This is a genomic window from Pseudomonadota bacterium (assembly GCA_023229365.1).
Classification (GTDB): Bacteria; Myxococcota_A; Polyangia; order JAAYKL01; family JAAYKL01; genus JALNZK01.
Map to the genome: position 1 here is coordinate 17,950 of JALNZK010000048.1, position 20,157 is coordinate 38,106.

The 20,157-nt window shown below is 70.1% G+C and carries 17 protein-coding genes; 11 read left to right on the forward strand and 6 right to left on the reverse strand.

Going from position 1 to position 20,157, the window contains the following annotated elements; genetic code table 11:
- Window positions 1-27 precede the first annotated feature (27 nt).
- A complete protein-coding gene (locus M0R80_17945; protein MCK9461516.1) occupies window positions 28-1,770 on the forward strand; it encodes a serine/threonine protein kinase in 1,743 nt (580 codons plus the stop codon).
- Here M0R80_17945 and M0R80_17950 read toward each other — a convergent pair.
- From M0R80_17950 to uppS, 3 genes are read right to left on the reverse strand one after another with little or no spacing between them, the layout of a single operon-like run.
- A complete protein-coding gene (locus M0R80_17950) occupies window positions 1,767-4,157 on the reverse strand; it encodes a transglutaminase domain-containing protein (GenBank protein MCK9461517.1) in 2,391 nt (796 codons plus the stop codon). The two genes, M0R80_17945 and M0R80_17950, sit on opposite strands and share 4 nt — an antisense overlap.
- Before the next feature lie 3 nt (window positions 4,158-4,160).
- Entirely contained in the window at window positions 4,161-5,009 is an 849-nt protein-coding gene (locus tag M0R80_17955; GenBank protein MCK9461518.1) for a phosphatidate cytidylyltransferase, read from the reverse strand.
- Window positions 5,009-5,728, reverse strand: a complete 720-nt coding sequence (gene uppS, locus M0R80_17960; GenBank protein ID MCK9461519.1) for a polyprenyl diphosphate synthase — start codon at window positions 5,726-5,728, stop codon at window positions 5,009-5,011. Before uppS ends, M0R80_17955 begins: the two co-directional genes overlap by 1 nt.
- A gap of 77 nt (window positions 5,729-5,805) precedes the next feature.
- Here uppS and M0R80_17965 point away from each other — a divergent pair, with 77 nt between their 5' ends.
- The 6 genes from M0R80_17965 to M0R80_17990 all read left to right on the forward strand — a co-directional run bounded on the left by M0R80_17965 (window position 5,806) and on the right by M0R80_17990 (window position 13,017).
- Entirely contained in the window at window positions 5,806-6,753 is a 948-nt protein-coding gene (locus tag M0R80_17965; GenBank protein ID MCK9461520.1) for a DnaJ domain-containing protein, read from the forward strand.
- 155 nt (window positions 6,754-6,908) lie between these two features.
- Window positions 6,909-7,613: a 7-cyano-7-deazaguanine synthase QueC gene (queC, locus tag M0R80_17970; protein MCK9461521.1), complete on the forward strand. Its 705-nt coding sequence runs from the start codon at window positions 6,909-6,911 to the stop codon at window positions 7,611-7,613.
- Complete coding sequence (locus M0R80_17975; protein MCK9461522.1) at window positions 7,610-8,266, forward strand: 7-carboxy-7-deazaguanine synthase QueE; 657 nt, start codon at window positions 7,610-7,612, stop codon at window positions 8,264-8,266. Before queC ends, M0R80_17975 begins: the two co-directional genes overlap by 4 nt.
- Window positions 8,263-8,829: a DUF488 domain-containing protein gene (locus M0R80_17980; protein MCK9461523.1), complete on the forward strand. Its 567-nt coding sequence runs from the start codon at window positions 8,263-8,265 to the stop codon at window positions 8,827-8,829. Before M0R80_17975 ends, M0R80_17980 begins: the two co-directional genes overlap by 4 nt.
- A 67-nt stretch (window positions 8,830-8,896) precedes the next feature.
- Window positions 8,897-11,161: a phospho-sugar mutase gene (locus tag M0R80_17985; GenBank protein ID MCK9461524.1), complete on the forward strand. Its 2,265-nt coding sequence runs from the start codon at window positions 8,897-8,899 to the stop codon at window positions 11,159-11,161.
- Window positions 11,162-11,316: 155 nt separating this feature from the next.
- On the forward strand, window positions 11,317-13,017 hold the full coding sequence (locus M0R80_17990) for a VWA domain-containing protein (protein ID MCK9461525.1): 1,701 nt from the start codon (window positions 11,317-11,319) through the stop codon (window positions 13,015-13,017).
- A gap of 139 nt (window positions 13,018-13,156) precedes the next feature.
- Here M0R80_17990 and M0R80_17995 read toward each other — a convergent pair whose 3' ends face one another.
- Window positions 13,157-13,333: a hypothetical protein gene (locus M0R80_17995; protein MCK9461526.1), complete on the reverse strand. Its 177-nt coding sequence runs from the start codon at window positions 13,331-13,333 to the stop codon at window positions 13,157-13,159.
- Between the two features lie 109 nt (window positions 13,334-13,442).
- On the opposite strand from M0R80_17995, the gene M0R80_18000 reads away from it, so the two are divergent.
- The 4 genes from M0R80_18000 (at window position 13,443) to M0R80_18015 (ending at window position 16,832) form a co-directional block, all read left to right on the forward strand.
- On the forward strand, window positions 13,443-14,402 hold the full coding sequence (locus tag M0R80_18000) for a hypothetical protein (protein ID MCK9461527.1): 960 nt from the start codon (window positions 13,443-13,445) through the stop codon (window positions 14,400-14,402).
- Between the two features lie 8 nt (window positions 14,403-14,410).
- Window positions 14,411-15,850, forward strand: a complete 1,440-nt coding sequence (locus M0R80_18005; GenBank protein MCK9461528.1) for a hypothetical protein — start codon at window positions 14,411-14,413, stop codon at window positions 15,848-15,850.
- 116 nt (window positions 15,851-15,966) lie between these two features.
- Entirely contained in the window at window positions 15,967-16,401 is a 435-nt protein-coding gene (locus M0R80_18010) for an Hsp20/alpha crystallin family protein (protein MCK9461529.1), read from the forward strand.
- 20 nt (window positions 16,402-16,421) lie between these two features.
- Window positions 16,422-16,832 carry an Hsp20/alpha crystallin family protein gene (locus M0R80_18015; protein MCK9461530.1) on the forward strand — a complete coding sequence of 137 codons (411 nt, stop codon included), beginning with the start codon at window positions 16,422-16,424 and terminating at the stop codon, window positions 16,830-16,832.
- Between the two features lie 5 nt (window positions 16,833-16,837).
- Here M0R80_18015 and M0R80_18020 read toward each other — a convergent pair whose 3' ends face one another.
- Window positions 16,838-19,288, reverse strand: a complete 2,451-nt coding sequence (locus tag M0R80_18020; GenBank protein MCK9461531.1) for an AAA family ATPase — start codon at window positions 19,286-19,288, stop codon at window positions 16,838-16,840.
- A 51-nt stretch (window positions 19,289-19,339) separates the two neighbouring features.
- Window positions 19,340-19,933, reverse strand: coding sequence for a hypothetical protein (locus M0R80_18025; protein MCK9461532.1), 594 nt, complete (start codon window positions 19,931-19,933; stop codon window positions 19,340-19,342).
- Between the last annotated feature and the right edge of the window lie 224 nt (window positions 19,934-20,157).

Genomic DNA, 20,157 nt, shown 5'->3' on the forward strand with positions numbered 1-20,157 from the left:
CCCTGCCCGGGATGGTAGGTTTTTAGCGTGACGACCGCGGCCCGCATCGTATCGCGCACCTGCTCCAAGTGCGGCGCCTCCTATGAGGGCGCGGCGATGTTCTGCCCGGTCGACGGCACGCGCCTGTCCGGCGACAAGTGGGACGACGACGACCGCTGCGCCCCGATCCCGCCCGAGATCGACCCGTTCCTCGACCGCGTGATCCAGGGCCGCTACCGCGTAATAGAGCGGATCGGCGAGGGCGGCATGGGTGTGGTCTACGTCGCCGAGCACGTCGAGATCGAGAAGCGGGTCGCGCTCAAGGTGCTGCGCGACGACTTCTCGAAGCGGCCGGAGGTCGTCGAGCGGTTCCGCCAGGAGGCGCGCTCGGCGAGCAAGGTCGGCAACGCGCACATCGTCGACGTCACTGACTTCGGCACGCTCGAGGAGGGCGGTGTCTACTTCGCGATGGAGCTCCTGAGCGGCCGCGGCCTGAACGAGGTCTGCCGCGGTACGCCGGTACCGCTGGAACGCGCCGTTCCCATCATCGACCAGATCGCGCGGGCGCTGCAGGCCGCGCACGGAAAGGGGATCGTCCACCGCGATCTGAAGCCCGAGAACATCTTCCTGATCGAACGCGACGGCAACGCCGATTTCGTCAAGATCCTGGACTTCGGAATCGCCAAGATCTCGGACCGCGACTCCGAGGGGAAGCGGCTCACGAAGACCGGCATGATCTTCGGCACGCCCGAGTACATGTCGCCCGAACAGGCCGCGGGGCGAACGCTGAACCACCAGGTCGACATCTACGCGCTCGGGTGCATCATGTTCGAGCTGTTCACCGGCCGCGTGCCGTACGACGGCGACTCGTTCATGGCCGTGCTGACGCAGCACATGTTCGAGCCGATACCGATCCTCGAGGAGGTGAACCCCGAGACCGACGTGCCGCCGTCCGTGCGCGCCGTGGTGTACAAGGCGATGGCCAAGGAGACCGCGGACCGCTACGGGCAGATGGACGATCTGCGCGCGGACCTCGAGCGGGCGCTCGGCGACGCGGACTACGTCGTCGATCACCCGAACCGCGAGAGCACGGTCCGCTTCTCCGTGACCAAGAAGAAGATCCCGCCCGAGAAGATCGAGACGCTGATGGACTGGGCGCCCCCCGCGGGGACCACGGGCAGCGCGAAGCGGAGGAGCCGGGCGCCGCTCGTCGTCGGCCTGATCGTCGTGCTCCTCCTCGCGGCCGGGGGGATCGGCGCGTACATGGCCGGCCTGTTCGGTGGCCGGGGGCGCGGCCCGGAGCCTGCCGCCGGCGGCGCGGCGGGCGTTGCGGGCGCGGCGGGGGCCGCGGCGATCGAAGACGCGACGAAGGGCTCGACCGGAGACGTCGACGCCTCGCACAAAGCGGCGGACGACACGGCGGCGGTGGGATCGCCGCTCCAGGGCGCGCCCGCGCCGGCGAAGATCGAGGTGCACGTCTCCTCGGATCCCGAAGGCGCCGTGGTGTTCGTCGAGGGCATGGGGCAGGTGTGCTCCGCCGCGCCGTGCACCGTCGCGCTCGAGGGCGGTGCGCCGGTCCGGATCTCGGCGAAGAACGGCGACCGCGAGGAGAGGACCGCGTTCACCCCGTCCGAGGAGAACCGGGAGATCAAGTTCGATCTGCGGCCCAAGGGCGGCGGCAAGAAGCCCAAGGGCGGATCGGGCGGCGGCGCAGGCGGGGCGAGCGCGGGAAAGGAACCGCAGCAGGGCGGCTCGGGCCTCAAGATCCCCGATCTCTTCAAGAACAACTAGGGCTTCGCGCGATCGGCGGCGTCGCAGCGCGCGAGCTCTGCGCGCAACGCCGTGAGCTCGGCGTCGATAGGCGCGAGCACGAGGCCGGCGTCCGAATAGGCGAGGGCCTGATCCCGCCGGCCGAGCCTGCGGGCGAGGCGTGCCATCGAGGAGAAGATGCGCGGATCCGCGAAGTGCGAGAGCTCGAGCGCCTCGTGTCCCTCGCGTTCCGCGCGCTCTGCGAGCGCGGGATTCAGCGCGGTCGAGGCGCGGGACGCGAGCTCGGCGAAACAGGACTTGAGCTCCGCGTCGCCCGGGGCGGACGAGATCGCGTTGACGACGAGCTCGAGCGCCTCGGCCTCCTTTCCGAAGGAGAAAAGAAAGCGCGCCCGGTGTGCGAGGTACTCGGGGGAGGCGTCGCCGAGCGACTTGGCCACGCGCGCCAGCGCCGCGGCGGCCGCGGCCTCGTCCCCGATCGCGGAGGAGGCGCGCAGCTCGAGCGCGTCGAGCGCCGCGGTGTTGGACGGCAACGACGTGTTCTTCCGCAGGGCGGCGATCATCTCGAGCGCCTCGTCGGTGCGCCCGAGCTCCACGAGCAGCTCGGCGCGGAACATCCTGGCCGTGACGGTCGCCGTGGCGGAGGAGATCGAGCCGTCGATCGCGGCGAGCGCGCCCGAGGCGTCGCTCCGGAACGCGAGCACCGCGGCGTTGAAGATCGCGGCGTCGCGCGAGGTGCCGCCCGGCGTGCGCGGGTAGGAGAGCTTGAGCGACTCTCCGTCGGAGGACGCGGAGGTCAGATCGAAGCTGACCCCGGAGAAGGTGCGCTCGAGGAACGCGGCCACGTCCGGCCGCACGTCCGTGAACCGGGTCGCGCCGCGGCCGATCGCGACGTAAAGCGCACCGGGCGCCTCGGTGCTGACGGGATCTATCTGGCGCCACGCCGCGCCGTCCCAGTACGTCGCCCACATGTGGTAGACCCAGAACCCGCCCGGCGACAGGTACAGGCCGGCGACGAGCCGCGTCGGCACGCCGTGGGCGCGCATCAGCGCTGCGAACAGCACCGAGTGCTCGGTGCAATCGCCGGTGCCCTGCGCGAGGGTGGTCGCCGCGTCCGCCATCGAGAAAGTCGGCCGCTTGTCCGGAAGGATCGCGTACACAAATCGTGAAACGATATTGGCCACGGAGACCGGATCCTTCCAGAAGGCGACGGGGTTCTGGATCAGCGCGGCGCGCGCGATGACCGGGGTCGCGTTCGCGCGGCGGATCTCGGGCAGCGATCCGGAACGTCCGCCGGACCGGAGGAACTGCAGCGCGCGGCGGATCTCGGGCGCGTCGGAGTCGATGTACGCGGCGGGCCGCGTGTCCTCCGAAACAGGAGGGTCCCTGCCGTCCGGTGCGCCGGGCGCGACGCGGAGCTCGATCTCGAGATCCCCGACGCGGGAGATCGCCTGGTTGCGCGGCTCTCCGAGGAAGGAGAACGTCGCCATCGGATCCGAGCCGCCCGAGACCGCGATGCGGAACACGGCGTGGGTCGCGAGGGAAGGCAGGCCGAGGTAGGAGCGCGACAGGAGCGACGACGACGGGGGCGTGGCGTCGGTCGGGAACGGCGGGAGCTCGGCGACGAGCGAGCGGAGCTGATGGAGCGACGGGTACTCCTCCTGGGCGATCCGCCCGTCCTCGACGACGAAGGCGCGGACGAGCGCGCGGCAGCCGTCGTCGCGCAGCGCCGAGACCCAGACGCCGCCCGTGGGCACGCCGTCGATCGGGACGACGACAGGTGCGGAGCGCGAGAAGGAGATCCGGACCGGCGCCGCGATCCCCGGATCGTAGTACGAGAGCTCGGCGTCCGGGGAGGCGCCGCCGCGCGCAATGGCGGAGAGATGGTCGGAGAGGCGCAGCCCGATAGTCTCGTCGCCCCGGAGCGCGACAGGCGACGGCGCGGTGGCGAGCGGATCGAAGATCGACGCGCGGGTTTCGTGGGCGCGATCGAAGCCCAGGCCGTTGAACCCCACGAGGGAGATCCGCGCGAGCATCGGATCGAGCGTCGCGAACAGGCCGCGCAGGAGAGCGCCGGAGTCGCGCTCGGTGAGCTCGGCGCGGATCGTCGTCAGGTCGTAGTCGAGCGGCCCAGCGCGCAGGCGGCGCGAGAGGAGCGATACGATCTGGAGCTCTTCCCCGAACGGGCCGAAGCGGTGCTCGCGGATCCGCACCTCGCGGCCGACGTAGGCGCCGTCGACGTAGACTCGGTAGACGGCGTGAAGGGGCGGGGTCTCGCCGCAAGAGCTCGATGGTGACGGCGGCTCGGGCGGAGGACTCGGCGTCGCGGGGCTCGTCGCGGGGAGCGTCGCCGGCCCGCAGGCGGAGAGCGCGGCGAAAAGGGGGAGAAGCGCGATCCGCAGGCGCCGCACGCGTCACCTCACGAGGGAGTACAGCAGCACGATAGGCGCGCCGAACATCAGGGCGTCGAGGCGATCGAGCACGCCGCCGTGGCCGGGGATGAGCCGCCCGGAGTCCTTCACCCCGAAGCCGCGTTTGACGAGCGACTCGGCGAGATCCCCGAGCTGACCGCAAACCGAGAGCGGCACGCCGAGCGCGACGATCTCCCACCAAAGGAGATCCGGGAGCGCGACGAGCTTGAACGCGGCGACCGCGGCCACCGTGCCCGCGACCCCGCCGAACGCGCCGGCCCAGGTCTTGCCCGGGCTGACGCGCGGGGCGAGCTTCCGCTTTCCGAGAAGCCGACCGAACGCGTACGCGAACGTGTCGCTCGCGACGATCCCGAGGACGAGGAGGAGGATCCAGGTGCGGCCGGTCTCCGCCGCCGGGCCCGCCGGCGGCAGCGCGACCGATGTCATCGGATGGAGCAGGGAGATCGATCCGAGCAGGGCGCCGCAGTAGGTCGCCCCGAACGCGGCGAACGCGGCGCGGGAGGTCGCAACCGAGGTCTCGGCCCTCGCCGAGAGCGCGAGGCCGAGCAGGAGAGAGACCGGCGCGATCGCGAGGAGCGCCGCGAGGGGCGCGGCCGGGACGACGAACGCGAGGGAGACCGCGGCCGACGAGAGGGCGGCGAGCAGGGCGACCGCGATCCTGGACCAGAGCGGGCGGCCCGGCCCGGAGATCGCGGCGAGCTCGAGCCCGGCGAGGAAGGCGACGAGCGCGAGGGAGAGCGCGATCGACCACGCCGGGCCCCGGAGCACCAGGATCGTGACGACCGCGACGAGAAGCGAGCCGGAGATGAGCCTTTTCGCCAGGTTGGACATCACTTCCCCACGGCGCCGAAGCGGCGGTTGCGGCCGGAGAAGCCGGCGAGCGCGGCGTCGAGATCCTCCTCGGAGAAGTCCGGCCACAGGACGTCGCAGAAGTACAGCTCCGCGTACGCGAGCCCCCACAGGAGGAAGTTGGAGATCCGGAGCTCGCCGGATGTCCGGATGAGGAGATCGACCGCCCCGAGCGGGGCGGACCAGAGGTGCTTCGCGAAGGTATCGAGATCGATGCACGCCGGGTCGAGCGCGCCTGTCGAGACAAGGGTCGCAACCGTTTTTGCGGCCGCAACGATCTCTTCCTGGCCGCCGTAGGAGAGGGCGAGGCAGAGCGTCATGCCGGTGTTGCCGGAGGATTCGGAGAGGAGCGCCTCGAGCGCCCTTCTCGGAGAGTCGGGGAGCGACGCGATATCGCCGATCGCCACGAGGCGGATCCCGTTGTCGAGGATCGTCCGGCGCTCCGACTTGAGGTACTCGCCGAGGAGCGCCATGAGCGCCTGGACCTCGAGGGACGGGCGGACCCAGTTCTGTGAGGAGAACGCAAACAGAGTCAGAAAGGAGATCCCGCGCTTGCGGCATGCGGTCACGATGCGATCGACCGCCTTCGCCCCCTCCCGGTGACCGGCCACGCGCGGGAGGCCGCGGGACCGGGCCCAGCGTCCGTTCCCGTCCATGATGATTCCCACGTGTTTGGGGAGGGCGCGCGGTGGTTCGACCATGGTGGAAGGATCTATCACGAAGATCTTTACCGGAAAAGGGCGCGCGTTCATATTGAGCGGGGGAAGAAGGAGCGCGAATGCCAGCCGAAGATCTGTACCGAATCCTCGGGGTCGAGAGGAACGCGACCGAGGCCGACATCAAGAAGACGTACCGGCGGCTGGCGCGAGAGCTCCACCCGGACAAGAACAAGGGGAACAAGGAGTCCGAGGAGCGGTTCAAGAAGGTCTCGGCCGCGTACGCCGTGCTCGGTAACGCCGACAAGCGGAAACTCTACGACAAGTACGGCATCGATGGGCTCCGTGACGGGTTCGACCCGAAGATGTGGGAGCAGGCGCAAGGGTTCGGGAGGCGGTCCGGCGGAGCGGAGGGGCCGGTGGACTTCGGCGGCTTCACGGGGTTCGGCGGGATGGAGGATCTGTTCGAAACCCTGTTCGGGGGCGCGGCGCGGGGGGGAAGGGGGGCGGGGGGCGGGCGCCGGGTCGAGTGGCGGGCCGAGCCGCGGGGGAAGCCGGTCGAGACGCGCTCCCACATGGAGGTCGATCTCCTCGACGCCGTGCGCGGCCGGGAAATGCAGATCGTCGTCCCGATCGAAGGGGAACGACGCAGCCTGAAGGTCAAGCTCCCGCAGGGAATCGAGAGCGGGAAGAGCATCCGGCTGCGCGGGCAGGGGGGCGCCGCCGGGAGGCGGGGAGGGCGGGGCGATCTCATCATCGAGATCCAGGTTAAAGAAAACGATATCTACGCGAGGAAGGGGTTGGACCTCATCAAGAGGGAAGACGTCACCGTGGGACACGCGTTCTTCGGCGGACCGTTGAGCGTCGAGACGCCCTGGGGAAGGGGCAAGATCAACGTGCCCCCGGGGACCCGCGGGGGAAACCGGCTGCGAATCCGGGGGCATGGAGTGAGAAGCGGCGGCGAAGCCGGCGATCTGTACGTGCAAATCAACATCGTGCTGCCCGAGGCGCGGGACGAGGGGACCGAAGAGGCCGTGCGGAGCCTGGAGGCCCGCTACCCGGCGAGGTAGCGCCGTGTTTCACGTGAAGCGGGGCTCCGGGACCGCCGTTTCATGTGCAACGATTCCCCGTAACACATCGTAAATATTGGCATCTCTCTCCTTGTCAACACCTTGCGCACCTGATATCAACACCTTTGCCACAGGGTTTTGCGGGGCGGGGTATCATGCCTGACGACAAGAGCGAGCGGGACGAGCGCCGGGCCGTGGTCCTCCTCTCCGGGGGGATGGACTCGGCGGTGGTGCTCGCCATGGCGATCCGGCAGGGGTTCGCGGCGCACGCGCTGACCTTCCGCTACGGTCAGCGGCACGCGGTCGAGCTCGAGGCCGCGCGCACGGTCGCGACGGCGCTCGGGGCCGTGGAGCATCTCGTGATAGACCTCGACCTCGCACGCTTCGGCGGATCGGCGCTCACCTCGGCGGATCCGATCCCGAAAGGCGGAGCGGGAGCGATCCCCGCAACGTACGTTCCGGCGCGCAACGCGGTGTTCCTGGCGCTCGCCGCCTCGTTGGCCGAAGCGAGAGGCGCGCGCGACGTGTTCATCGGCGTGTCGGCGGTGGACTATTCGGGCTACCCGGATTGCCGCCCCGAGTTCATCCGCGCGTTCGAGGCCGCGCTGAACCTCGGCACGCGCGCGGGGGCGACCGGCACCCCTCTTCGCGTGCACGCGCCGCTGCTCGAGCTGTCCAAGGCGGACACGGTAAGAGCCGGTCTCGAGCTCGGCATCGACTTCGGGTTGACGCGCTCGTGCTACGATCCCGACGATCGCGGTGCGCCGTGCGGAGCCTGCGACGCCTGTCGATTGCGCGCGCTGGGATTCGACGGCGCCGGCGCTTCGGACCCGGTCGTCCGGCTGCGGAAACCGCGATGACCGAGACGATCCGGCTCTATTCGTTTTTCGTGTCCATCCAGGGAGAGTCGACGCGCGCCGGGCTGCCGTGCGCGTTCGTCCGGCTCGCCGGATGCCCGCTCGCGTGCGCCTTCTGCGACACCGTCCCGGCCCGCGACGCGGCCGGCATCGAGACCGGGATCCCCGAGATCGTCGCGCGCGTCCTAGCGGCGGGCCAGCGCCTCGTCGAGGTGACGGGCGGGGAGCCGCTCGCCCAGCCGGGCGCCATCCCGCTGCTCGCCGCGCTCGCCGACGCCGGGCTCGAGGTGATGCTCGAGACCTCGGGCGCGTTCCCGATCCGCGGCGTCGATCCCCGGGTGCGCGTCGTGATGGACATCAAGACCCCGGGGTCCGGCATGGCCGAGAGCTTCTGCGCAAAGAACCTCGACGCCCTCGTGCGCGGGCACCACGAGGTGAAGTTCGTTGTCACCTCGCGCGCCGACTTCGACTGGGCCGTCGCGCGCGTCCGCGGCGCCGGGCTCGCGGATCGCTGCGACCTGCTCGTCTCACCTGCGCACCCGCTCGTCGCGTACGCCGAGCTCGCGGAGTGGGTTCTCGCGAGCGGGTTGCCCTTGCGTTTTCAGCCCCAGCTGCACAGACTGATCTGGCCTGCGCCGCAGGCGGAGGAGCGATGAGCGATTCGGAGAAGAAGCCTTTGCGGCGCCCGCGCGTCTTCACGCTCGGCCACGGCGCGATGGGCATCGACGATCTCCTGCTCGTGCTCGAGCGATCCGCGATCCGGCTCATCGCGGACGTGCGGACCAACCCGGCGGCGGCGCGCCTGCCGTGGTTCGAGCGGCACGCGCTGGCGAGCGAGCTCGAACGGCACGGGCTCGCGTACAGGTGGTTCCGCGATCTCGGCGGCTGGCGATCCGCGGTCGGCGGAGAGGCGCAGCACACGGCGCTGAGCGACGAGAGCGAGCGGCGCTACGCGGCGGCGATGAACACGGTGGAGTTCGAGGTGCGCTGCACGGAGATCACCGGGCTCGCGGCGTCGACGAACGCGGCGATCCTGTGCGCCGAGGTCGATCCCGATCACTGCCACCGCCGCTTGCTCGCGGACAAGCTGTTCCTCATGGGCGTCCGCGTCGTGCACATCCTCGGGCGAGACGAGGCCCGCGACCACACGCTCCACCCGGATCTCGTCGTCGAGAACGGCGCGATCATCTACCGGGACCGGCAGCTCAAGCTGGTTTGAACGAAAAACAGTATCGCACAACGAAACGGTGACCAGAATGCAGCTCGCAGGCAGTTGGATGAGAGGCGTGAAGGAAGGGTTCGACCGCATCGGCGCGCGCCCGGAGATCGTCGCGAGCGCACTCGCGTCGCTCGAGACGTGGCTCGCGGATCCGCGGCTCCAGGGCTACCGGCCGTACATCGAGAAGCTCGCGACCGACGGCGCCCACGCCGAGCTGCTCGACAGCTTCTGGCGCATGATGCCGTTCGGGACCGGCGGCCGCCGCGGGCCGGTCGGGGTCGGGCCGAACAGGATCAACCCGTTCACGATCTGCCTCTCGGTCCAGGGACACTGCGAATACCTGCGCGCGGTCGGCACCGCGGATCAGAGCGTGGTCGTCGCCTACGACGTCCGCACGTTCTACGATCTCCGCGGGCGTTACGGCGGCGTGCACGGCGCCCTCGAGCGGCTCTCTTCGCGCGATCTCGCCCGCATGAGCGCCGAGGTGTACGCGGCGAACGGGGTGCGCGCGATCGTGGGCGGCCCGCTCGCCGACGAGGGCGACGCCCCCGCGACCTCGAGCTTCGTCTCCACGCCGGAGCTGTCGTTCCTCATCCGCGAGCTCGGCGCGAGCGGCGGGCTCAACGTCTCCGCGTCGCACAACCACCCCGACGACAACGGCGGCAAGTTCTACAACCGCGACGGCGGCCAGGAGGTGCCTCCGCACGACGAGCTCCTGCTGAACGCCGTGGAGGCCGTCGTCGACGTCCGCACGATGCCGTACGCCGAGGCCCGCCGCGAAGGACTGATCCAGTTCGTGCCCCCCGAGCTCCACGAGCGGTATCTCGGCGTGAACACCGCGTTGTGCCCGACCCGGTCGCGCTCGGCGCGCATCGCCTACACGCCCTTGTGCGGCACCGGCATGACGACGGTCCGCGAGGCGCTCGACAGGCTCGGCTTCGCGGTCTCGCTCGTGCCGGAGCAGGCGGTCTACGACGGCTCGTTCGCGAGCGTGCGGTATAGGATCGGCAACCCCGAGGTGCCCGAGTCGATGGACCGGCTCGCCGAGGTGGCGCGCGCCGAAGGATGCCACGTGGGGTTCGCGACCGATCCGGACGCGGATCGGCTCGGCATGATCGTGCCGGACGGGCGCGGCGGCTTCGAGCCGGTCGGCGGCAACAAGATCGGCGTGCTGATCCTCGAGTCGGTGCTCTCGATGCGGCGGCGCGCGGGGACGCTCCCGGCGCGGCCGATCTTCATCAACACGCTCGTCAGCTCCAGCCTGCAGCGGGAGATCGCGCGGCGCTACGGTTGCAAGATCGTGGGCGATCTCATGGTCGGATTCAAGTACATGGGCGACGTGCTCGGGCACCTCGAGAAGAGCGGGCGCTTCCCGCCCGGCGGCGCGGTGGCGGGGAAGGACTCGATCGAAGGAAGGCTCGAGGACTTCGTCTTCACGACCGAGGAGAGCCACGGCTACCTGCTCACGCCGCGGGTCCGCGACAAGGACGCCTGCGGCGCGGCGGTGCACCTCGCGGGGCTCGCGTCGGAGCTCGCCGACACCGGGCGCACGGCCCGCGGATACCTGCGCGACATCTACCGCGTGTACGGCTACCAGCGGAACGCGCTGCGCTCGCTCGTCATGGAGGGGATCGTCGGCCTCGAGCGGATCCGCCGCATCCAGGAGGTGCTGCGCGCTTCGCCGCCCGCGGAGATCGCCGGGCTCGCGGTGCGGCGCTTCGTCGACAACCACGTCGTCGGTGGACCGCTCGTGAGCGGCACCGACGCGGCGAACCGCAACGTCCTCCTGTTCGAGCTCGAGGGCGGGGAGGGCCGGGCGGTCCGGCTCGTCGTGCGGCCGTCCGGGACCGAGCCCAAGACGAAGATCTACGTCGAGGTCCCGTCGCGCAGGAGCCTCGGCGGGGTGCTCGCGGACGCGTCGCCTGAGGTGCTCGCGAGGTACTCCGACGCCGAGCTCGACCGCGACATGGACGAGGCCGACGCCGAGGCGGCGCGCATCGGCGACGCGTTCATCCGCTTCTGCCTCGGGAAGGAAGTGCTCGGTGACGCCTACCCGGCGATCCCGGACACGGCGCTCATGGTCTCGGATCTCGTCCCGGTCGATCACAAGATCCGCGTCGCGGTCGAGATCCTGCCGGAGCTCGGCCGGCGGGCCGTCGCCGGCGCGGACGCAGCGGCGATCGGCGCGTGGCTCGACGAGCGGCTCGCCCCGCTCGGCAAGGACGCGCGAGGGCTCGTGCGAAAGGCGGCGCTGGGGTGGATAGGCGCAGAGGAGTCGGCCAGCAGGCTCGACGCCTCGGCTGCCCAGGTTCTGCGATTGCTCTTCGACTGAGGAGACCTGCGAAAGCACACGTGCCGCGGCGGACGGCGGGACAGTCCGTTTTACTTTTTCGCTGCACGTCATAGGCAGGGCGCAAGAGACAAGAAATTGGCGGAAAGACGAGCGCCGCGCCGAGAGCGGCTCGGTGCTCGTGGTGCGAGGAGATCATGGATTCGACGACACGGCGCATCAGCGGGCTGATCGCGTGCCTCGCGGTGGCGGCGGCGTGGGTGGCGTGCGACCGCGGCGTCCTGCCGCTCGTCGCGCCGGAAGGACCCGAGCCGCTCGAACCGGCCGTAGACGGGGATATCGAAGCCGACCCGCCGCTCGATCTCGACGGCGTCTGGTCGCCGTCGGGCAAGTGGGGCGCCGACGGGGACATGGGCGGAGGCGGCTACAAGGGCGACGGCTGGAGCTGCCTGATCTGCGGCGATCCCGCGGCGGCGCGGCCCGCGGCGGTGGAGGTGGCGGAGATGGCGATGCGCCTCGTCGAGGAGGGACGAGGCGGGGACGGGCGGGTCCCGTACACGGATCCCGAGCCGGAGGAGCTGTACGTCTCCGCGGACGATTCCAACTCCCAGTCCTCGGCGACCCTCGTGCGCGGCAGGATCCAGGGCGGAGACGACGTGCAGTCGTACCTTTTGCGAATCTGGGAGTTCCTGAACTACTACAAGTTCGACTACGAGGAACCCGCCGGGGGAAAGGCGATCCGCGTCACGCCGCAGCTCCGGCCGTACGACGCGAGCGAGGGGATCTACGCGCTGCAGATCGGCGTCCAGGGGAAACACGTCGACGCGGTGCGGCGCCAGTTGAACGTCACGTTCTGCGTGGACACCTCCGGCTCGATGACCGGGACGCCTCTCGCCCTCGCGCAGGAATCGATGCGGGCGATCGTCGCGCACCTCCGCGCCGGAGACCGCGTCTCCATGGTGAGCTGGTCCACCGTGCAGAACATCCCCCTGGACTCCGTGATCGTCGCCGGCCCCGACGATCCGGCGGTGCTCGCCGCCATCGACGCGCTCGCCGCGGACGGCTCCACGGACCTCCAGTCCGGGCTCATCGAGGCGTACGCCCTGGCGAACGAGAATTTCATCGAGGGCGCCATGAACCGGGTCGTGCTGCTGAGCGACGGCGGCGCGAACGTCGGGGTCACGGACGCCGATCTGATCGCCGAGGAGGCGGCGGGCGGCGAGGCGGAGGCGGTCTACCTGGTCGGCGTGGGCGTCGGCACCCCCTCCACGTACAACGACACGCTCATGGACACGGTCACGGACCTCGGCAAGGGCGCCGCCGTGTTCGTCGATTCCGTCGAAGAGGCGCACCGGGCCTTCGAGGATCGCTTCCTGGCGAACCTGGAGATGATCGCGCACGGCGTGCAGATCCGGCTCACGCTGCCGCCCGGGTTCGCGATGTACGAGTTCCTGGGCGAGGAGTACTCGGAGGACCCGGACGAGGTCGAGCCGCAGAACCTCGGGCCCAACGACGCGATGGTCGTGCAGCAGCTCATCAAGACGGACGAGCCGGACGACGTCGGCGCGCTCGACGAGCTCGGGGTCAAGGTCACGTGGACCGACGCGTTCACCGGGCTCGCGGACGAGGAGGAGGGGGTCTGGACCCTCCAGGCGCTCGTCGACGCGGAGGCGGGCGAGCTGCGCAAGGGCGACGCGATCGTCGTGTTCGTGCAGACCCTCGGCCGGATCGCGGAGGCGATCTCCGGGGGCTACGAAACGGACACGGACACGATCGCGGTGGAGTGCGCCTGGGCCGCCGCGGTGCTCGACGAGGCGTTCGAGGCGCTCGGAGATCCGGAGATCGCGGAGATGGCGGCGCTGCTGGACGGGTACTGCGCGGGGCTGGTGGGCGGCTGAGCCTCTTGCCCCACGATTGGCGACACCCCGACGAGAGGAAACGCCGCCGCGGCGGGGTGGACGAGGATTGACACGAGCACCGCGCCCGCGATCGGGAAGACCGCGGCTACCCGGGTCGTGCGTGCGAAACGACGCGAGCTCACCGGCTGCCCGTGAACCCCATCATGTTCCGGACCACCCCCTCGCTCTCCTTGGCGATCTCGGCCGCCTCGCGGAGGCGATCCGCGCAGTCCTCGCACAGCTTGACGCGCTTGCGTTCGACGCGGACCGTGACCAAAGCCTCCACCTCGTCGCCGCACTCCTTGCACAAAGGCATCTTTCCGCCCTCCAGTGAAACCGACGCCTCGATCATAACGCCAACCGGAGCCGCCGTCGATTGCGACGTTGGCAGGGCCTCGCGTACACTATGCTCCAGAGGGAGGAGGATGAGCACCATGCGTGTGATCACGAGATCCGTAGCGCTGTTCGCCCTGGGTCTGGCCTTCGCGGCATGCGATTTCGAGGACGACGGGGCCGGCGCCGACGGGGGAGCGGACACGGACACGGACGCGGACACGGACACGGACGCGGACACGGATTCCGACTCGGACGAGACGCTCGCGGGCGAGCTCACGCTCATGGAGAGCTCCATGCTGGGGAGCCAGAGCAGCTCGCTTCGGGGCGTCGTCGGCGAGGGCGGGTTCCGGGTCTGGCAGCAGGAGACCATGAGCGAGGGCGACTGCCGCCTTCTCGAGTTCGTCTCTGCAACCTGCGAGGAGTTCTGCGAGGGCGTCTGTGTGGACGAAAACGTCTGCGAGCCCTGGCCGACCTTCGCGGACATGGGCACGCTGACGGTGACCGGGGCGGCGACGGATATCGTCGCCGAGCCCGAGAACTACGGATTCCTCGGCGACAACAACTACGCCTGGTACGGCAGCGTGGCCGACCTCTTCGACGACGGCGATCCGATCACCGCGACGTTCGAAGGCGGAGAGCAACCCGGGTTCGCCGTGTCCGCCGCCGGGGTGGAGCCGCTGGTGCTCACCTCCGTGGCGGACGACGAGATCGCGCTGCCCAACGGCCAGGACACCGCCTTCGAGTGGGTGGCCGGGAGCGGCGACGCCCGCGTCCGCGTCACCCTGAACGCGAACAGCTCCGGGGGCCACGGCTCGCCCTACGAGGCGATCATCGAATGCGACACCACCGACACGGGGAGCCTGATCATCCCGCGCGCGCTGGTGGAGAGCTTCCCGGAGACCTACCGCTGGGACGTGTGCGCCGGCAAGGACTGTCCCCTGTCGACCGCGGTCAGGTACCGCCGCGGATCCGTGGAGATCGCGGGCGGCCCCGTCGAGCTTCGGGTGGGATCGAGCGTGGAGTTCTTCATCCTGCACGATCTCCCGTAATCCACCCGATGCACGGATCGATTTTTCATGGTTGGAGGCCATCGAGCGCGGTCGTCGGGATCTCCGTCGTCATCGTGTGCGCGGCCTGTCACCAGAGCCCGAGGCAGGCGAACGTCCCGCCGAAGCTCGGCGCCGAGCCCGAGATGCCGGGTGCGCAGACGACGGCCCCGACCGCGCGGCCGATTGATTCCGTTCCGCAGGCGACCGACGAGCTCAACGCGAGCTGCGGCGGACCGAAGAGCTTTCACATTGTGGCGCGCGCCGCGAACGTCTCCGACCCCGAGCACCAGGGGTTCATGTCCGACGGAGCGCTCCGATGGCGCTTCCGCCTGGAGGAGATCGCCGGGCGCACGGTGGTGGCGGCCTGCATCGAGCCGCTGCCGCAAGGATGCGTGCAGACTCGTCTCGCGGAGCTCGTGGACGAGCGATGGGTCGAGTCGATCGTGCCGATGACCGGCCTGCCGCCGCTCACGGTCGTCAACCTGCTCGCCGCCCCGGGCACGCCGTTTCGCGAGGCGTTCCACGAGGCGGGGCCGCCCCTGGAAGGAGATGAGCAAGACGTCTGCGACTACTACAACATGATGGAAGGGACCGTAAGCCTCGAGGGGCTGTACGGCGCGTGGCCGGACAACGCCTGGGCCAAGGTGACCTTCGCCGAGGACCACAGCGGCATCCCGTACGACCAGCTGTATCGATGGGACGGGAAGAGGTGGAAGCTCCGCCACGCGCCGAAGCGGTTCGGCACGTACGTGGAGGCGGCGGTTCCTTGGCTCGGCGGGCTGGCCGTCGTGGCGGTCGAGAACGCGGAGGTCGCGCCGAGGTGGAAGCTCGTCCATCTCGGCGACCGGGATCGGGTGCTGATACCCCGGGGGACGGGCGAGCTGCGGGTCGGGATCGTCGGCGGCGCGCTCGTCGCCGTCACGACCGAGCACGGGCCCGCGGATGCGGAGAAGATCCGAATCCTCCGCTGGGTCTCGCCGCGCTCCCCGCCTGTGGCGCAGGCGCTGGACGTCCCGGCCGGAGGTTGGCTCCTCGCGGTCTCGTTCGGCGCCGAGGCGCTGGCGGTGCACCTCGTGCGCGACGGCGTCCGCGAGGACGACTCCTGGCGTTTCGACGGGCGCTGGGCGCCCGGGGAGCGCCGCGAGCTCGCCGAAGGGGACGAGAGCGGCGACGCGGACGAGGGCGACGATCCGTCCGAGTGCCGGGATCTCGCGCTCGGCCGGACCGCCCTCGACATCCGCCGCGAGTGGCGGCAGGGAGACCGCCTCTGGCTGGAGGTCGACGCGCCCGGCGGCGGCGGGACGTGGCTCCTCAGCGATCAGCCCGTGGACGACGTCTGGGAGATTCCCGACGAGCCGCTGATCTGGCCGCCCCGGCCCCAGTGCCCGCCGGGAAAGATCCCCGAGGGGTTCGGGGAGGGGCACGGGGAGCGGCTCGGGGATTGGTGACCCCTCCGAGCGGGTACGCGTTCGCCGGGGGCTTTACCGCCGAGGGCGCGTGCCTACGTTGCACCCGCGAGGACGACGGGCGCTCCGGAGGGCGCCCCGAAAGAGAGGAGAAAGCCATGTGGGGATTCTTCGACCAACGCGGGCCGGGCATCGCCGACGAGCTCACGAGGCTCCAGCGCGAGATGGATCGCATGCTCGGCCGGGCCGCGGGCGGCTGCGAATGGTGCGGCGCGTTCCCGCCCGTCAACGTGTACGACGACGGCGAGTCGTACAGCATCCGCGCGGAGCTGCCGGGCGTGAAGCCTTCGGATCTCGACGTCCAGGCCACGGCGTCGGCCGTGACCATCAAGGGCGAACGCCGCAAGGACGCCCGCGACGAGAAGGCGAGCGTCGAAAGGCGCGAGCGGGACCACGGGGTCTTCAACCGGTCGATCGAGCTCGCGACGCCCATCGACGCGGACAAGATCTCGGCGAAGCTCGAGGACGGCGTGCTCGTGATCGTCGCGCCCAAGGCGGCGGACGCGCGGCCGCGGCAGATCAAGATCGCCTGAGCGGCGGAAGGGAGGAAGCCATGACGGAGAAGGAGAAGAAGGAGCTCTCGCTGCGCGAGAAGGAACCGATCTCGAAGCAAGGCGGCGAGCCGACGCGCGCCGGGCTCGTCTACTCGCCGGCGGTGGACATCCTGCGGACCGACGACGCGCTCACGCTCGTCGCGGATCTCCCGGGCGTGCGGAAGGCGGATCTGGAGATCGGCATCGAGGACGGCGTGCTCACGATCGCGGCGCCCGTGGCGGAGGTCGCGGCGCGGCAGAAGCCTTTGTACCGGGAGTACGGCGTCGGCGGCTACCTGCGCCGTTTCGTGCTGAGCGACAAGATCGACCAGGCGCGCATCAGCGCCGAGCTCGAGAACGGCGTGCTCACCGTGACGCTGCCCAAGGCGGAGCGCCTGAAGCCGCGAAAGATCGAGGTGGTCGCCGGCTGATTCGGCTAGAGGTTCTTGGCGTCGATCACGTCCCCGCTCTCGCGGACGACCGCGAGCAGCTCCCCGAGCCGGCGCTGCACGCGGTCGTTGATGCTCCCGGGCGTCCAGGCGCCGTCGCGCAGCGGCTGTCCCGCCGCGACGCCCGTGAGCACCTCGATCCCCTCGTCGATCGTCGAGACCGCGTACACGTGGAACTTGCCAGCGCGGACGGCGTCGATCACGTCGTGGCCGAGCATCAGGTTGCGGACGTTCGACGCCGGGATGAGCACGCCCTCCCCGCCGGTGAGGCCGCGGCTCGCGGCGACGCGGAACACGCCCTCGATCTTCTCGTTCACGCCGCCTATCGGCTGGAGCTCGCCGAGCTGGTTCACCGAGCCCGTCACCGCGATCCCCTGCTTGATCGGCACGCCGGACAGCGCCGAGAGGAGCGCGTACAGCTCGGCCGACGACGCCGAGTCGCCGTCGATCTCGTCGTACGACTGCTCGAACGTGATCGACGCCGAGAACCCGAGCGGGTTGCGCTGCGCGTAGCGCCCGCCGAGGTAGCCTATCAGGATCAGCGCGCCCTTGTCGTGCACGGCGCCCGAGAGGTTCACCTCGCGGTCGATGTTCACGACGCCGCGCCGCCCCGCGTAGGTGCGCGCCGTAATCCGCACGGGCACGCCGAACGTCGTCCCCGCGACGTCGTACAGCGCGATCCCGTTGATCTGGCCGACGGCCGCGCCGTCCGTGCGGATGATGATCGTCCCCGACTCGATCTCCCGCACCACGGCGTCGACGAGCGCGCCGTTCCTCCTGTCGCCCTCGATGAGCGCCGTCTCGACGTCGGCGGCGCGGATGGTGCGCGCCTTCGCCGCCCGCGCGAACATGTTCGCCTCGGCGAGCAGATCGAGCACCTCCGCCCACCGCGTGATCAGCCGCTCCTTGCTCTCGGCGCGGCGCGAGGCGAACTCGATGATCCGCTCCATGCCGGAGCGGTGCAGCGGGAGGTAGCTCTCCTCACGGCAGACCTGGCCGCAGAACTTCGCGAGCTTGCCGACGTTCTCCCGCGAGCGCGGCATCGACGGCTCGAAGTCGGCGAGGACCTTGAAGAGCCGCTGGAACTCCTCGTCCTCGGTCTTGAGCGTGAAGTAGACGTCGTACCCGCCGACGAGGATCACCTTGACGTTGAGCGGCACGGCCCCCGGCTTGAGCGCGCCCGCGAGCCGCGGCCTCGACTCGGCGGGGCCCATCCCCTCCTCGATGCGGATCTCCTTGTGACGGAGCGCCCGCTTCAGGCTCTGCCACGAGTTCTCCTGCGTCAGGAGATCGACCGCCTGGATGAGGAGGTACCCGCCGTTCGCCTGGTGCAGCGCGCCGGCGCGGATCATCGTGTGATCGGTGATGAGCCCCCCCGGCGTCTCGCGGTACTCGAACACCCCGCACAGGTTGCCCGCGGCGGGCACGCGCTCGACCACCACGGGCGCTCCCCGCTCCTCGCTCCTATCCACGGCGACGTTCACCTGCAGGAGGAGCCGCGGATCGAGCTGCTGCGGCGGAACGGGCATCTCGCACTCGATGGGCGAGTTGCTCATCGTCTTCTCGTCCTTCTCCTCGTCGGGCGTGAAGAGGCGGTGGTTCGAGAGCACGAACTCCTTGGCCTGTTCGAGGAACGTCGCCAGGTCGTCCCCGTGCTTGCGGTAGCGCCGCGAGATCTCGTGGAACAGCTCCTCGACGAGCGGCCCGACGGCGCGCGTCTCGGCGGCGAGCAGGCGCGTGTCGTGGTCGCGCTCGAGCTGACGCCGCGCGTAGGTGAACGCGTCGATGTGCTTGTGGAACTCGAGCATCCGCTTCTCGATCTGCCGCCGCGCCCGCGGCGGGAGCGCGAGCACCTGCGCCTCCTCGATCTGCTCGCCGTCGACGATCGGCACCACGCGGAGCTGGCTGTCGGTCTCCTCGAGCTTCAGGCCGAGCCGATCCGCGATCTCCGAGGTGCGCCGCGTCACGTCGTCCATCTTGCGCCGCGTCTCGGCGATGATGCCGGCGCGGATGTGACCGAACGCGCCCTCGGACAGCACGCGCGGGATCAGGCGGCCGAGCTCGACGAAGATGCGGTCCATGTCTTTCGCGAGCTCGCGGCCCTGGCCCGCGGGCAGCATGACCGGCCGCGGGCGGTCCGGCGTGGCGAAGTTGTGGACGTAGCACACGTCCCCGGGCAGCGGCTCGGCGGCGGCGCGGTGCTTCAGGATCCGCTCGAGCGTCGAGGTCTTCCCGGAGCCGGGCTCGCCGACCGCGAAGAGGTTGTAGCCCCGCGTGCGGACCTCGAGGCCCACCTCCACGGCGCGCATCGCCCGCTCCTGCCCGATCATCCCCAGGTGGCGGTCGAGATCGGCGGTGGTCGAGAAGTTGAGCCATCCCGGTGGAATCGCGGCGGTCAGCTGTGCCGGGTCGAGTCGGATTCTTTTCTTGGCGCTCATTCGAACAAATCTTCCAGGTCGAAGCGCCGTTGGCAATGGGAGAATTGCGGTTCAGCGCAAGGCAGACGGCGCCTCGATCCAGACGCCGGGGCAACAGTAGCTCGTGCCGTCGCCGGGCCAGCGCCAGCCCGCGTGGCTCCCGGACCAGACGAGGCCGTCGCGGCTCCGCTTGAGTGAGATCGTCTTCGGCACGCGCAGCCACGTGCTCCTGCAGCCGCGGAGCTCGGCGGGATCGCCGGCGGCGTCGAACACGACCTCGTCGCAGGTGAGGTCGGCTATCGGGAAGGTGATCGACCAGCCGGCCGGCGACGGCGCGAGCTTGCACGTGCGCAGCTTGGTCGTGGAGATGGCGCGGCATCGGAAGCGGCTCGAGGCCCAGATCTCGCGGCGGCGCGCGGCGTCGTCGGTCAAAGGCGCGACCTCGGGGAAAGCGGGCAGCCCGGGGAGCGGGGCGATCTCCTGGGGCGGGCGCGGCGGCACGAGCGGCACGCGTTCGGCGAGCACCGCGGCCTTGGCCGCCGGTCCGAAGAACGGCGCGGCGGGATCGGCGCTCGTGTCGGCAACGGCACCGCGATCGGAGCACGCCGCCGCCGCGACGCAGAAAGCGAGCGCCAAAATCAAGGAGAGTCTCGTCTGCGTTCCCATTCTTCCGATTCGACCTAGCATGCTCTCCTGAAGAATAGGAACTTTTTTCGTTTGTCGTGTTTTTCAATTCACAGATCACGAGTGTGGCAGGCACTAATAGGAAGGTAACTGTTTAGCGGATTCCCATGATGATAGCGGAAAGGCAATCAAGCTGCGAGGTCTTCTGCTGGCAGCGCGGGCAGCGTGAGCTGTTCGCCGCGGGCCAGGGAAGCGCGCAGCGCGCG

Excerpts from the sequence above, each read along its gene's own strand:
- M0R80_17955 (MCK9461518.1), bottom strand. The coding sequence starts at position 5,009 with ATGTCCAACCTGGCGAAAAGGCTCATCTCCGGCTCGCTTCTCGTCGCG.
- uppS (MCK9461519.1), bottom strand. The coding sequence starts at position 5,728 with ATGGTCGAACCACCGCGCGCCCTCCCCAAACACGTGGGAATCATCATG.
- M0R80_17965 (MCK9461520.1), top strand. The coding sequence starts at position 5,806 with ATGCCAGCCGAAGATCTGTACCGAATCCTCGGGGTCGAGAGGAACGCG.
- queC (MCK9461521.1), top strand. The coding sequence starts at position 6,909 with ATGCCTGACGACAAGAGCGAGCGGGACGAGCGCCGGGCCGTGGTCCTC.
- M0R80_17975 (MCK9461522.1), top strand. The coding sequence starts at position 7,610 with ATGACCGAGACGATCCGGCTCTATTCGTTTTTCGTGTCCATCCAGGGA.
- M0R80_17980 (MCK9461523.1), top strand. The coding sequence starts at position 8,263 with ATGAGCGATTCGGAGAAGAAGCCTTTGCGGCGCCCGCGCGTCTTCACG.
- M0R80_17990 (MCK9461525.1), top strand. The coding sequence starts at position 11,317 with ATGGATTCGACGACACGGCGCATCAGCGGGCTGATCGCGTGCCTCGCG.
- M0R80_17995 (MCK9461526.1), bottom strand. The coding sequence starts at position 13,333 with ATGCCTTTGTGCAAGGAGTGCGGCGACGAGGTGGAGGCTTTGGTCACG.
- M0R80_18000 (MCK9461527.1), top strand. The coding sequence starts at position 13,443 with ATGAGCACCATGCGTGTGATCACGAGATCCGTAGCGCTGTTCGCCCTG.
- M0R80_18005 (MCK9461528.1), top strand. The coding sequence starts at position 14,411 with ATGCACGGATCGATTTTTCATGGTTGGAGGCCATCGAGCGCGGTCGTC.
- M0R80_18010 (MCK9461529.1), top strand. The coding sequence starts at position 15,967 with ATGTGGGGATTCTTCGACCAACGCGGGCCGGGCATCGCCGACGAGCTC.
- M0R80_18015 (MCK9461530.1), top strand. The coding sequence starts at position 16,422 with ATGACGGAGAAGGAGAAGAAGGAGCTCTCGCTGCGCGAGAAGGAACCG.
- M0R80_18020 (MCK9461531.1), bottom strand. The coding sequence starts at position 19,288 with ATGAGCGCCAAGAAAAGAATCCGACTCGACCCGGCACAGCTGACCGCC.
- M0R80_18025 (MCK9461532.1), bottom strand. The coding sequence starts at position 19,933 with ATGGGAACGCAGACGAGACTCTCCTTGATTTTGGCGCTCGCTTTCTGC.